The sequence below is a fragment of the Caulobacter sp. GW821-FHT11A05 genome (assembly GCF_058809015.1).
This window is the reverse complement of record NZ_JBXASF010000020.1, coordinates 16802-29803: the sequence shown is the minus strand read 5'-3', so window position 1 is coordinate 29803 and position 13002 is coordinate 16802. Positions and strand designations below refer to the sequence as shown.

Here is a 13002-nt window from a genome sequence, read left to right as displayed (position 1 = left end):
TCGATCGGCGGGCGCATGCGGCGCGTTATCGCTCAGACTGCGGCAGATCGGTTGCAAAGGGCTCGATCTGCATTGGCGCATCGGCGATCCGCACTTCGACGGCGTCTGTATGCAGGACATCACCGCAGTCCGGGCATACCAGAGCAGGTCGAATATCGTGGCCGCAACCCTTATGGCGATAGATCACCGACGGCGCATCCTTGTCCGCAAAATGGACATCACTCCAGTCCGCCAGCGACAGGATGACGGGATAGAGCCCGTGCCCCTTCGAGGTCAGCCGGTACTCATGCCGGAGCGGCCGGTTCTGATAGGCGGTCCTGACCAACACGCCGTGTTCCACCATGCTCGCCAGCCGTTCCGCGAGAACGTTGCGCGCCGTCCCCAGACGCCGTTGAAAGTCCTCGAAGCGTCTCACGCCCAGAAAGGCGTCCCGCAGGATCAGCAAGGCCCATCGGTCTCCCACCGCGGCGAGCGCTCGCTCCATGGCGCACGACGAGGACGAGAGCTTGGCGAACTTCATGCGTTCGTCGATAGCGTTGACTCAGTCCTCATTCAAGACTTACCAGTCTCATAGAGACTGAGGGCCGGGATGATGCCAAAGCGATCCAGCGTCGCCATTGTGGGAGCCGGCGATTTCATCGGCGCGGCGATCGCCCGTCGGTTCGCCGCCGAAGGCTATTCGGTCCACGGCGGTCGGCGTCAAGGCGACAAGCTCGACGTCCTCGCGGTCGAGATCGCGGCGGTCGGCGGTCGGTTCACGCCCCACTCCCTCGACGCGCGACGCGAAGAGGAGGTGGTGGCCTTCTTCGAGGCCGTGGACGCCGACGCCCCGCTCGAAGTCTGCATCTTCAATGTCGGCGCCAATGTCCGGTATCCGCTTCTGGAGACCAGCGAGCGGGTCTATCGCAAGGTCTGGGAGATGGCCTGCTACGCCGGGTTCCTGGCGGGGCGCGAGGCGGCCCGGCGGATGCTGGAGCACGGTCGCGGCTCGATCTTCTTCACCGGCGCCACCGCCTCAGTCCGCGGCGGCGCGGGCTACGCCGCCTTCGCGGCCGCCAAGGCCGGACTGAGAGCCACGGCCCAGTCCATGGCGCGCGAGCTTGGGCCCAAGAACATCCACGTCGCCCATCTCATCATCGACGCCGGCGTCGATACCGCATGGGTTCGCGGCATGATCGCAGAGCGGGAGGGCGCCGACGCCGCCGCGAACCTGGCGCCCGACACCCTGATGGACCCCGCCTCGATCGCGGAGACCTACTGGCAACTGCACCGCCAGCCGCGTGACGCCTGGACCCACGAACTGGACCTGCGGCCCTACGGAGAGACGTGGTGACCCAGCCCGGCCGGCAGCCCGTCTTCTATTATGACTTCGGCAGCCCCAACGCCTATCTCGCACACCGCGTCCTGCCCGCCGTGGAACAGAGGGCCGGCGTCAGGTTCCAGTATGTCCCGGTGCTTCTTGGCGGCCTGTTCAAGCTGAGCGGCAACCGGTCTCCGGTGGAGACCTACGCGTCTGTCCCGCTGAGGCTGGCCTACGAGCAACGCGAGATCGAGCGGTTCGTCGCACGCCACGGCCTGCCGGCATTCCGGCAGAATCCGCATTTTCCGGTCAACACCCTGATGCTGATGCGCGGCGCCGTGGCGGCCGAGACGCTGGGCGTATCCGATCGCTATATCGAGGCGATCTTTCACTTCATGTGGGAGGATCCCCGCAAGCTGGACGATCCGGCAGAACTCGCGCGGGCGATGGGCGAGACCGACCTTCCGGCCGAGGAACTGTTCGCCTTGGCCATACGCCAGGACATCAAGGACCGGTTGGCCGAGAACACCCAGGCTGCGCATTCACAAAGCGTGTTCGGGCTGCCGACATTCCTGGTCGGGAACGACATCTATTTCGGTAAGGATCGCCTGGCCGAGGTCGAGGCGCTGCTGACCTCGGACGGCGCCCAGCATGGTTGAGACTGATCCGACACGCCGGGTCGATGATCGATTGAGCCCAGGCCGCCTGTCGCTGCTCGCGGGCCTGGCCGCCCTGGGGGCGCTTGCGACCAACATCATGCTGCCCGCCTTCCCCGAGATGGCGGCGGACCTGGGCGTCTCCTCGCGCGATCTGGCCTGGACCCTGAGCGCTTTCTTCATCGCCTTCGCCCTGGGGCAGTTGATCGTCGGTCCCCTGACGGACGCCGTGGGACGGTCGAAACCGGTGATGATCGGGCTGGCGATCTTCGTCGTCGGCAGCCTTGTCTGCGTGTTCGCCCCCTCCTTGCCCGTGCTGATCGCGGGGCGCGTGATCCAGGCTCTCGGTGCTTGCGCCACGGCCGTGCTGGCGCGGGCGATCGCGCGCGACCTTTATCACGGCCCCGCCCTGACCCGGGCGCTGGCCCTGGTGATGATCGCCATGGCCGCGGCGCCGGGCTTCTCGCCCCTGCTCGGCGCCGCCACGACGCTGTGGTTCGGCTGGCGGGCGACCTTCGTGCTGGTCATCGCGGCGGCGCTTGCGCTCGCCCTCCATTACCGCAACAGCGCCGGCGAAACCCTGCCGCCGGAGCGCCGCACGCCGGCCCGGCCCAAGATCATCGCCAGGACCTACCGTGATCTGATGCTCGATCAGCGCTTCATCGCGCCCGCCCTCACCGTCAGCCTGATGATCGGCTGCCTCTACACCTTCTTCGCCACCGCCCCCGCCATACTGATGGGCGTGATGGACCTCAGCGGCACGGGTCTCAGCCTCTTTTTTGCAGCCACCGTGCTCGTGGTGTTCGCCAGCGGGCTGGCGGGTCCCAGGCTGGCGCGGCGGTGGGGCGCCCCGCGGGTCGGCATGGCCGGCCTCGGCATCGCCGCAGCGGGCGGAGTCGGGCTGGCCGTCAGCGTCGGTGCGGCGTCGCCCATCCCGTTCATGTCGGCGGTGACGGTGTTTCTGCTGGGCATGGGGATGATCAATCCCATCGGCACGGCCATCACGCTCGAACCGTTCGGCGCCCATGCGGGAATGGCGTCGGCCCTGTTGGGATTCCTCCAGATGGCCTGCGCGGCCGTCGGGACCGCCCTGATCGGCGTGCTTCCCCTCGACGCCATTTCCGCCTTCACCGTGGTGGTCGTGATCGGCACACTGCTGGCGATCGCGACGTTCGCCCCGGTGGTGATTTCCGACCTGACGACAAGGAAGTATTCGTGAGCAAGCCCGAAACCCGCGATGCAAGCCTCGACGGCCTCGCCCAGCTCCAGGCCATGGTGACCGGCAAGGCACAGGCTCCGATCGGTCAGACCCTGGACTTCGATCTCGTCGAGCTGGAACGCGGACGCGTCGTGTTCGAAGGGCGCCCAACGCGGGCCGTCTACAATCCCATCGGCACAGTGCACGGCGGCTATGCCGCGACCCTCCTGGACAGCGCCTGCGGCTGCGCGGTCCATTCCAGCCTGGACGCCGGTCAGGGCTATACGACCCTGGAGCTCAAGGTCGCGTTCCACCGCGCGCTCAGCGATGCGAGCGGTCCTGTCCGTTGCGAGGGTACGGTGGTGACGATGGGCCGGCGCGTGGCCTTCGCCGAAGCGAGGCTGTTCGATGCGCAAGACCGTCTCTGCGCCAGCGCCACCTCCACCCTGCTGGTCTTCCCACTGGAACGGCGGGAGGGCTGAGCGGCGCACGTCGTCAGCGATCGGCCGCGGACGCCATCGCGTGCAGCCTGTCCCGGTGAAGCACCTCGATGCGGCCATAGGCCTGCCGGATGATTCCGGCACGCGCCATTCGGCGGAGCGCCTGGTTCAGGGTCTGGCGCGACACGCTCAGCATGACCGCGATATCTTCCTGGCGAAGGGTCAGGACCCCGCCCGTGTCTTGCGTCCGCCCCTCCAGCAGCTTGGCCAGACGCACCTCGAACGGAAGGGCGACCGTCTCGGCGATGAAATCCAGCGCCACCCTCTGGTGGCGGCAGACCAGCCGCCCCAGGTCCAGATAGAGGGCCGGGGTGGTCCCGGCGAGGCGATGGAACACCGCCATCGGCAGATGCAGCGTCCGCGTGGGAGCCGACGCCGTGGCGTCATGGGGGCGCGGACCGCCGTCCAGGGTCGAAACCTCCCCGAACCAGGCGCCGGCGCCGAGGATCAGCGCCACGAACTCCACGCCGGGCGCCGGATAGGCCTTCAATCGCACCTGTCCCTCCAGCACCGCCCACAGGCCGTTCGGTTCATCTCCAAAGCCATAGATTCGACCGCCCGCCGGAACGACGCGGGCTTGGGCGTGATCGAGCAGGAGGGCGCGCCTGTCTGGCGGAATCCCGCCGAACCACGCGTCGGTCTCCAGCAAGGCTATGTCGGCGGCGTCCATGCCTCAGGGCGCGCGACAGAGACGACATTGTCAAGTTCGCGACATTCTTGTTCGACGTCTCGTGTCATCCTCCGCTCAACAAGAACACCATCGGAGGATCGACCATGACGACGGCATTGAGGGCCGTATCGGTGCGCGACACCGTGTCGCCTGAAGAATGGGCGCTGCGCGTCGACCTGGCGGCGGCCTATCGGTTGGTGGCGCTCTACGGCTGGGACGACCTCATCTTCACCCATCTGTCGGCGCGCGTGCCGGGGCCCGAGCATCATTTCCTGATCAACCCCTACACCCATATGTTCGAGGAGATCACCGCCTCGTCCCTGGTGAAGATCGATGTGAACGGCGACAAGGTGACGGACACTCCCGCGCCGGTGAACCGCGCCGGCTTCGTGATCCATTCGGCTATCCACGCCGCCCGCGAGGACGCGACTGCGGTGCTGCATCTGCATACGCCGCACGGACAGGCGGTGTCGGCGATGGCCGAGGGCCTGTTGCCCCACACCCAGACGGCCATGATCGCCGGGCACGATGTCGCCTATCACGACTTCGAGGGCATCGCGACGGAGCTGGACGAGCGGGAGCGGCTGGTCGCCGATCTCGGCGATCGCAACACCATGATCCTGCGTAACCACGGCACCCTGACGGTCGGCTCCACCGTGGCCAAGGCCTTCATGCGGATGTATTTCCTGGAACGGGCCTGCGAGGCCCAGGTGCTGATGCTGAACGCCGGACGCGATAATCTCAACACGCCGAACCAGGGCGTCGCCGAGAAGGTCGAGACGCAATCGAGCGGCGATGTGATGACCATGGTGTCCGACGCGCTCGCCTGGCCCGCCCTGCTGCGAAAGCTGGATCGCATCGATCCGGGCTTCCGCCACTGAGGCGCCGCGCGACGGGACGGCCCTGTCGCGTCTCGCATTTTCTCACGACGGGAGACCAAGGCCTTGGCGCATTACGGCGACTATCAGAACGATCTCTATCTCGCGGGCCTGAACGGGGTCCTGCCCAAGGTTCCGGTTGATTTCGCGACGCTGGAGCAGCGGGCCGCCGCCGCATTGCCGGCGTCCGTGCTGAACTATGTCCAGGGCGGATGCGGCGACGAATTCACCCAGCGCAACAACGCCGAGGGCTTTCATCGGTGGGGCATGACGCCGCGCATGATGGTCGATACCTCGGTGCGAGACCTGTCGGTCGAGTTGTTCGGCCTCACCCTGCCCCACCCGCTCTTCATGGCCCCCATCGGCGTGACGGGCTTGGCGACCCAGGACGGCCACGGTGACCTGGCGGCCGCGCGCGCCGCGGCTGAAACGGGCGTTCCGCTGACCGTCTCGACCCTGACGAACGACCCGCTGGAAGCCGTGGCCGGAGAACTGGGCGACACGCCCGGCTTCTTCCAGCTCTATACGCCAAAGGACAAGGATCTGGCCGAGAGCCTGGTCCGCCGCGCCGAGGCCGCGGGCTATAAGGCCATCGTCGTGACGCTCGACACCTGGCTGACGGGCTGGCGTCCGCGCGACCTGAACAGCGGCAATTTTCCGCAGCTGCGCGGCCATGTGCTGAGCAACTACTTCAGCGACCCGGTCTTCCTCCAGAGGCTCGAAAGGCCGCCCGAAGAGGATCTCCCGGCCGCCGTTCGCCAATGGATGGCGGCGTTCGGCAAGGTTCTGACCTGGGACGACATGGCCTGGCTTCGCTCCCTCACCACACTGCCGCTGGTGCTCAAGGGCATCTGCCATCCCGACGACGCGCGGCGCGCCATCGATGCGGGCGCGGACGGAATCTACTGCTCCAACCACGGCGGACGACAGGCCAACGGCGGCGTGGCGGCGATCGACCATCTGCCCGGCGTCGTGGCGGCGTCCGGCGACACGCCCGTGCTTTTCGATTCCGGCGTCCGGTCCGGCAGCGACGTCGTCAAGGCGCTCGCCCTCGGAGCCCGGGCGGTCGGCGTGGGCCGCCCCTATCTCTACGGCCTGGCCCTGGGCGGGGCCGAGGGCGCGGCCCATGTGCTGCGATCCATCCTCGCCGAGGCGGACCTGCTGATGGCGGTCAACGGCTATCCGACGATCGCCGACGTGCGCGCCGCCGGCGCGGAGCGACTGGCGTGAACCGGCGCGGCCTCATGCTCTCGGGCCTCGCGACCGGCGGCATGGCGAGCCTCGCCGGGTCGGCGCACGCATCCTCGGCCGGGGCGACATCTCAACCCTTTACCAGCGGGAGTCACGCCGTGTCGCAATCGCCCACCTCCATGCCCAAGGCGCTGGCCTTCGACGTCTTCGGCACCGTCGTCGATTGGCGGACCAGCATCGCGCGGGAATCCGCCGTGTTCCTCCAGCGGATCGGTCGCGGCGATATCGACCCGGCCGCCTTCGCCGACGCCTGGCGGTTCCGCTACATCGACGTCATGGCCGCCTATCGGACGTCGGGCCGGGGCTATGTCACGCTCGACGCGCTGCACCGCGAGATGCTGGAAGACGCCCTGCGCGCCGAAGACGTCGATCCCGAGACCCTTGAGGAGGCGCTGCTCGCGGACTGGAACCATGCCTGGCGTCGGCTCGACCCCTGGCCGGACTCGGTCGAGGGCCTGACCAGGCTCAAGGCCGCCTTGCCGATCGTCACCCTGTCCAACGGCAATATCGCGTTGATGCTGGAGATGGCGCGTCGCGCTGGCCTGCCTTGGGACGCCCTGCTCGGGGCGGAAGTCACACGCGCCTACAAGCCCGATCCGCGCGCCTATCTGGGCACGGCCGAAATCCTCGGACTCGAACCGAACCAACTCTGTCTGGTCGCCGCCCACCACAGCGACCTCGCCGCCGCCCAGGCGTGTGGTCTGCGGACGGCCTACATCTCCCGGCCCGATGAATACGGCGGCCGCCGCGCCCAGGATGCGGACGCCGCGCAGGACTGGGACTGGTCGGCCGACAACCTGATCGACCTGGCGGCGCAGTTGGCTTGCTGAAGGCTCGCCGCCCCGAAGGCGCGGCAAACTCTCAAACCGACGCGGGCGACTGGTCCGTAATATCCGTAAAGCACGCCGCCCGATCGCCGATCCAGGCGCGCGTGTCCTCAAGGACCTCGGCCGAGAGCGCCGGGTCCTCGATCGTGCGCGACAGGACGATCGCGCCCACCAGGGAGGCCCAGATGCCGATGGCCTCACGACGGGCGTCCGGGGATTTCGTCCTGGAGAGGGCCAGGGCGATGCGATCGACCTGCGATCGGAACCCTTCGGTCATGGCCGCGCGCGCCGCGGGGGTCTGACGCCGGACATCGGCGATCAACGCCGCCGTTGGGCAGCCTTCGGCAATGCTGTCGCGGTGGAGCGGCGACAGATAGGCGTCGACAAAAGCCTCCAGGCCGCTCGGGCCTCGCCCTTCAGCGTCGCCCTCGAAGATGTGCGCGATGGCGTGGACGATGAGATCGTCCTTGGACTCGAAATGCCCATAGAAGCCGCCGTGGGTCAGCCCGGCGGCCTTCATCACCTCCGCCACGCTCACCGCCTCAAACCCCCGCTCCCGGAACAGGGCGCTGGCGGCGTCGAGAATCCGGCCTCGATTGGCTCTCATCTGCTCCCGGCTGACCTTCATCGAACAAAAATCTCCACGCGACCCGTTGACTTAAACATGACGACCATCATATATCAACGCAATCATGATGACTATCATGAATATGAGGAGATCGCGCAAATGTCCGACTTGCCTGCTGTTCTGATCACGGGAGCCTCCAGCGGCATCGGCGCGACCTATGCCGACCGGTTCGCGCGTCGCGGCCATCGCCTGGTGCTCGTGGCCCGCGACAAGGGACGCATGGACATCCTTGCCGGGCGGCTGCGCGACGAGACGGGCGCCGCCATCGACGTCCTGCAAGCCGACCTGACCCGACCTGAAGACCTTGACGCCGTCGCGGCCCGCCTGCGTGACGACAGCAAGATCGGCGTGCTGGTGAACAACGCCGGCGCCAGCCTCGGCGGAGGCTTCGTCAACCAGTCCAGCTCGGACGTGCAGAAACTCGTCGCCCTGAACACCTCGGCCGTCGTGGACCTGGCGGGCGCCGTCGCCCCTCGCTTCGCCGAGGCCGGAACCGGCGCGATCGTCAACATCGGCTCGGTCGTCGGGCTCGCGCCGGAGTTCGGCCTTTCGGTCTACGGGGCGACCAAGGCGTTCGTCCTCTACCTCTCGCAAGCCCTCGCCTTCGAACTCGGGCCTAAGGGCGTCTATGTCCAGGCCGTGCTTCCCGCGGGAACCCGCACCGAGATCTGGGAGCGAGCCGGCGCCGACCCCGCCACCCTGCCGCCCCTGATGGAGGTCGGAGACCTGGTCGACGCCGCCTTGGCCGGTTTCGACCGCCGCGAGCCCGTGACCATCCCGCCGCTCCACGACGCGGCGCTCTGGGACGCCTTCGAGAGCGCCCGCCAAGCCATGCTTCCCGGTTTCGCGCAGACCCGCGCCGCCGACCGCTATCGCACGGCCTCGTGACGGGCCGTCGCCCCTCCCCTCAGACGCAAGGACGCATGATGACCGGCAAATCCCTCTTCGAATCGAACACCCTCGGATCCCTGACCCTCTCCAACCGCATCGTGATGGCGCCGTTGACGCGCAATCGCGCCGGGCCGGGCTTTGTGCCCGGCGACCTCGCGGTGGAGTACTACCGCCAGCGGGCGACGGCCGGCCTGATCATCGCCGAAGCGACGCAGATCTCGCAGCAAGGGCAAGGCTACCAGGACACGCCCGGCATCTATTCCGAGGCGCAGGTCGCCGGCTGGCGCAGGGTCACCGACGCCGTCCATGCCGAGGGCGGCCGCATCTTCCTGCAGCTGTGGCATGTCGGCCGGGTCTCGCATGTCGATCTTCAGAAAGACGGGGCCGCGCCCGTCGCGCCGTCGGCGATCCGCGCGCAGACCAAGACCTTCGTCAACAACGGCTTTGCCGATGTCTCGGAGCCGCGCGCCCTGGAGCTCAGCGAACTCCCTGGCGTCGTGGAGGCGTTCCGACGGGCGGCCGCCAACGCTGTCTCGGCCGGTTTCGACGGCGTCGAGATCCACGGCGCCAACGGCTATCTTCTGGACCAGTTCGCCAAGGACGGCGCCAACACGCGCACCGACGCCTACGGCGGATCGATCGAGAACCGCGCGCGTCTCATGCTGGAGGTCGCCGCCGCCGTGGCCGCGGAGATCGGCGCCGAACGCACCGGCATCCGTCTCTCGCCCGTGTCGCCCGCAAACGGCGTGTCGAGCACCGATCCCCAGCCGCAATTCGATTACATCGTCGACCAGCTGAACGACCTCGGCCTCGTCTACATCCATGTGGTCGAGGGCGCGACCGGCGGGCCCCGCGATGTCGCGCCGTTCGACTTCGGCTCCCTGCGGCGTCGCTTCAGGAACGCCTATCTCGCCAACAACGGCTACGACGTCGGCCTCGCCACCGCGCGCTTGGCCGACGGCGAGGCGGACCTGTTCGCCTTCGGCCGCCCCTTCATCGCCAACCCCGATCTGGTGGGGCGGCTCAAGGCCGGATCGCCCCTGGCCGAGTTCAATCCCGCGACGCTCTATGGCGGCGGCGCGGCGGGATACACCGACTATCCGGCCCTCGTGGCCGCGAGCCGTCCCGAACCTGCGGCCGGGTCCGGCGACGGCAGGTCCCTGGAGACCTACTCCTCATGAAGGCCCTTCGTCCTCGACCGCTACGCGAAGAAGGGCGTCTTGCGCCTCGGCGATCGCCCCGACCCTGCTTTGCGGGATGGCGATGTGCTGATTGAAGTGCACGCGGCCGGTCTCAACCTTCTCGACTCCAAGATCCGCGACGGCGAGTTCAAACCGATCCTGCCCTACCGCCCGCCCTTCGTTCTGGGGCACGACGTGGCCGGAAGGGTCGTTCGCACCGGCCTCAGGGCGCGGCGCTTCCAGGTCGGCGACGAGGTCTACGCCCGGCCGCGCGACGGCCGGATCGGTACGTTCGCCGAGTTCATCGCTGTCGACGAAGCCGATGTCGCGCGCAAGCCGGCCAACACCACCATGGAGGAGGCCGCTTCCATCCCTCTGGTGGGCCTGACCGCCTGGCAGGTCCTCGTCGAGCGGGCGCAACTCACCAAGGGGCAGAAGGTCCTCATCCATGCCGGTTCCGGCGGGGTGGGCACCTTCGCCATTCAGTTGGCCAAGCACCTGGGCGCGACCGTGGCGACGACGGCCAGCAGGGCGAACATCGACCTGGTCAAGAGCCTGGGAGCCGATATCGTCGTCGACTACAAGACCCAGGACTTCGCCAAGGTCCTGTCCGGCTATGACGTGGTGCTGAACAGTCTGGACGCCGAGACGCTGGAACGCTCGCTCGCGGTCCTGAAGCCGGGCGGCAAGTTGATCTCGATCTCGGGTCCGCCCGACCCCGCCTTCGCCAAGGCCCAGGGCCTGAACGGGGTCCTGCGGTTGGTTCTGCGGCTCCTGAGCCGGAGTATCCGGCGCAAGGCCAGGGCGCAGCGCATCGACTACTCGTTCCTGTTCATGCGCGCCGACGGCGAACAACTGGCCCGGATCACCGCCCTGATTGAGGCAGGCGTCATCCGCCCTGTCCTGGACCGGACCTTCCCGTTCGCCGACCTCAACGAGGCTTTCGCCTACATCGAATCGGGCCGGGCCAAGGGCAAGGTCGTCGTCACCGTGAAGGAAGACGGACAATGATCGCTCAGACCTCGACCGCGTCGAACGGCGCCGCGAACACCTGGCGCGAGGCGCCCAACAGGACCGTCGAGGCCGCCGGGACCACCTTCGCCTATCGGCGGCTCGGGACCGACGGCGGCGTTCCGCTCGTGATGCTGAATCACTGGGGCGCAACGCTCGACAATTTCGATCCGCGCATCGTCGATGGGCTGGCGGCGAACCGTCCCGTCATCACTCTCGACTACCGCGGCGTCGGCGCCTCCGGCGGCGAAGCGCCGCTCACCGTGGCGGACATGGCGAGCGACGCCATCGGCGTCGTCCGGGCGCTGGGCCTCCAGCACGTCGATCTGCTGGGCTTTTCGCTCGGCGGCTTCGTCGTCCAGGATATGCTGCGCCAGGCGCCCGACCTCGCCCGCAAGGTCATCCTGACCGGCACGGGGCCGGCCGGAGGCGCCGGGATCGCGAAGGTCGGGCCAGTGTCCTGGCCCCTGATCGCCAAGGCGATCCTGACGTTCAAGGACCCGAAATACTATCTGTTCTTCACCTCGAGCACGAACAGCCGGCGCGCCGCCAAGGCCTTTCTCCAACGCCTGAGGGAGCGCGCCCGCGACCGCGACAAGCCGATCACGACGGCGGCCTTCCAGCGACAGCTGAAAGCGATCAAAGCCTGGGGCCTGCAGGCTCCGCAGGATCTCGGGTCGATCAATAAACCCGTGCTCATCGCGAACGGCGAGCATGATCTGATGGTCCCGACCGGCAATTCCATCGCCCTGGCGCATCGCCTGCCAAACGCCGAGCTGGTGCTTTACCCGGACGCCGGCCACGGCGGCATCTTCCAGTATCACGACGTCTTCATCCCGAAGGCCAAGGCGTTTCTCGACGCCTGATCGGCGCCGCGTGACGACCGCCCCTTTCCCCCAGAGTGAGCAAGAGCAATATGTCAGACACCCATCTCACCGCCTCGACCCGCTATGTCGAGGTCGATGGTGACCGTTTCGCCTACCGTCGCTGGGGCGCGGCCGCCTCCGGGCAGCCGCCGCTGCTGTTCTTCCAGCATTTCCGCGGCGGCATGGACCACTGGGACCCGCTGATGACCGACGGCCTGGCGGCCGGTCGCGAGGTGATCCTCTACAACTACCGGGGCTGCGCCTCATCGTCCGGCGCCCCCCGCAACACCATCGAGGACAAGGCTGACGACGCGGCCAAGGTGATCGCCGCGCTCGGTCTGGCCAAGGTCGATGTGGTCGGCTTTTCGCTGGGCGGCATGGTGGCCCAGGAATTCACCCGGCGTCATCCCGACCGGGTGCGCAAGCTGATGCTGCTCGGCACCCAGCCGCGCGGCGGCAATCCGGATCCGGACCCGAAGATCTTCGAGGTGGCGCCGCGGCCGGTTCCGACCGTGGACGATTTCCTGTTCCTGTTCTTCGGCCCCTCCGAAGCCGCGAGGCAGGCTGGCCGCGACTTCTGGGAGCGTCGCCACCAGCGCCTTGATCAGGACCCGCCGAGTTCACCGGAGCTCATGATGGCCGAGATCGAGGCGAACACGGCCTTCGTCACGCCGCTGGATCCGGACCAGCCTTTCGCCCACCTGGCCGAAATCACCCAGCCCACCCTGGTCGTCAACGGCGTCAACGATGTGATGATCGCCACGATCAACTCCTGGCACATGGTTCAAAACATCCCGAACGCCCAGCTGATCGTCTATCCCGACGCCGGCCACGGCGCGCAGTTCCAGTATCCCGAACGGTTCCTGAAGCATGCCATCCAGTTCCTGGATGAATGACTGGCTCGGCGCTTTCCGCAAGAAACGCGCCGACCCTGCGGGCCATAGCCGAAGGCCGGGCCGGTGGAGCCGTAACAGATCACCGGCGGCGTTCCGGCCGCGTTACGCGTGCCTACGCGGCGATGATGGTGTACGAGGACGGCGGCGGGTTCCGGAACGATAGCGGTCGATCTTGAGCCAGGGGACGCTTCGGCGTCGGCGGCGGTCGGCTGTGAAACGCCGGGCTTCCGTACAGAAGTTCCAGGCCCG

The 13002-nt window shown here is 67.7% G+C and carries 15 protein-coding genes; 12 read left to right on the top strand and 3 right to left on the bottom strand.

The window, feature by feature from the left end; translation table 11 throughout:
• Positions 1-25 precede the first annotated feature (25 nt).
• Positions 26-520, bottom strand: a complete 495-nt coding sequence (locus AC1RSK_RS21920; RefSeq protein ID WP_492909819.1) for a winged helix-turn-helix transcriptional regulator — start codon at positions 518-520, stop codon at positions 26-28.
• A gap of 69 nt (positions 521-589) precedes the next feature.
• Between AC1RSK_RS21920 and AC1RSK_RS21915 the strand changes: the two genes are divergently transcribed.
• The 4 genes from AC1RSK_RS21915 to AC1RSK_RS21900 are packed head-to-tail and all read left to right on the top strand — an operon-like array spanning position 590 to position 3636.
• Positions 590-1333 (top strand): SDR family NAD(P)-dependent oxidoreductase, encoded by a 744-nt coding sequence (locus AC1RSK_RS21915; RefSeq protein WP_492909818.1) that lies wholly within the window; start codon positions 590-592, stop codon positions 1331-1333.
• Complete coding sequence (locus tag AC1RSK_RS21910; RefSeq protein ID WP_492909817.1) at positions 1330-1959, top strand: 2-hydroxychromene-2-carboxylate isomerase; 630 nt, start codon at positions 1330-1332, stop codon at positions 1957-1959. The genes AC1RSK_RS21915 and AC1RSK_RS21910 overlap by 4 nt, the downstream gene beginning before the upstream one ends.
• Positions 1952-3175, top strand: a complete 1224-nt coding sequence (locus tag AC1RSK_RS21905; protein ID WP_492909816.1) for a multidrug effflux MFS transporter — start codon at positions 1952-1954, stop codon at positions 3173-3175. Before AC1RSK_RS21910 ends, AC1RSK_RS21905 begins: the two co-directional genes overlap by 8 nt.
• A complete protein-coding gene (locus AC1RSK_RS21900) occupies positions 3172-3636 on the top strand; it encodes a PaaI family thioesterase (RefSeq protein ID WP_492909815.1) in 465 nt (154 codons plus the stop codon). Before AC1RSK_RS21905 ends, AC1RSK_RS21900 begins: the two co-directional genes overlap by 4 nt.
• A 13-nt stretch (positions 3637-3649) precedes the next feature.
• Here AC1RSK_RS21900 and AC1RSK_RS21895 read toward each other — a convergent pair whose 3' ends face one another.
• Positions 3650-4324 carry a Crp/Fnr family transcriptional regulator gene (locus AC1RSK_RS21895; protein ID WP_492909814.1) on the bottom strand — a complete coding sequence of 225 codons (675 nt, stop codon included), beginning with the start codon at positions 4322-4324 and terminating at the stop codon, positions 3650-3652.
• Positions 4325-4428: 104 nt separating this feature from the next.
• Here AC1RSK_RS21895 and AC1RSK_RS21890 point away from each other — a divergent pair, with 104 nt between their 5' ends.
• From AC1RSK_RS21890 to AC1RSK_RS21880, 3 genes are all read left to right on the top strand, one after another.
• Positions 4429-5205 carry a class II aldolase/adducin family protein gene (locus AC1RSK_RS21890; RefSeq protein WP_492909813.1) on the top strand — a complete coding sequence of 259 codons (777 nt, stop codon included), beginning with the start codon at positions 4429-4431 and terminating at the stop codon, positions 5203-5205.
• Between the two features lie 63 nt (positions 5206-5268).
• Positions 5269-6432, top strand: a complete 1164-nt coding sequence (locus AC1RSK_RS21885) for an alpha-hydroxy-acid oxidizing protein (protein ID WP_492909812.1) — start codon at positions 5269-5271, stop codon at positions 6430-6432.
• 119 nt (positions 6433-6551) lie between these two features.
• Positions 6552-7283 carry a haloacid dehalogenase type II gene (locus tag AC1RSK_RS21880; RefSeq protein WP_492909811.1) on the top strand — a complete coding sequence of 244 codons (732 nt, stop codon included), beginning with the start codon at positions 6552-6554 and terminating at the stop codon, positions 7281-7283.
• 31 nt (positions 7284-7314) lie between these two features.
• Here AC1RSK_RS21880 and AC1RSK_RS21875 read toward each other — a convergent pair whose 3' ends face one another.
• Entirely contained in the window at positions 7315-7908 is a 594-nt protein-coding gene (locus AC1RSK_RS21875; protein ID WP_492909810.1) for a TetR/AcrR family transcriptional regulator, read from the bottom strand.
• Between the two features lie 99 nt (positions 7909-8007).
• Between AC1RSK_RS21875 and AC1RSK_RS21870 the strand changes: the two genes are divergently transcribed.
• The 5 genes from AC1RSK_RS21870 to AC1RSK_RS21850 are packed head-to-tail and all read left to right on the top strand — an operon-like array spanning position 8008 to position 12753.
• Positions 8008-8796, top strand: coding sequence for an SDR family NAD(P)-dependent oxidoreductase (locus AC1RSK_RS21870; protein ID WP_492909809.1), 789 nt, complete (start codon positions 8008-8010; stop codon positions 8794-8796).
• A gap of 38 nt (positions 8797-8834) precedes the next feature.
• Positions 8835-9980: an alkene reductase gene (locus AC1RSK_RS21865; protein ID WP_492909808.1), complete on the top strand. Its 1146-nt coding sequence runs from the start codon at positions 8835-8837 to the stop codon at positions 9978-9980.
• Positions 9981-10019: 39 nt separating this feature from the next.
• Entirely contained in the window at positions 10020-10991 is a 972-nt protein-coding gene (locus tag AC1RSK_RS21860; protein ID WP_492909807.1) for an NADP-dependent oxidoreductase, read from the top strand.
• Positions 10988-11857 carry an alpha/beta fold hydrolase gene (locus AC1RSK_RS21855; RefSeq protein WP_492909806.1) on the top strand — a complete coding sequence of 290 codons (870 nt, stop codon included), beginning with the start codon at positions 10988-10990 and terminating at the stop codon, positions 11855-11857. Before AC1RSK_RS21860 ends, AC1RSK_RS21855 begins: the two co-directional genes overlap by 4 nt.
• Positions 11858-11907: 50 nt before the next feature.
• A complete protein-coding gene (locus tag AC1RSK_RS21850) occupies positions 11908-12753 on the top strand; it encodes an alpha/beta fold hydrolase (protein ID WP_492909805.1) in 846 nt (281 codons plus the stop codon).
• Positions 12754-13002: the final 249 nt, after the last annotated feature.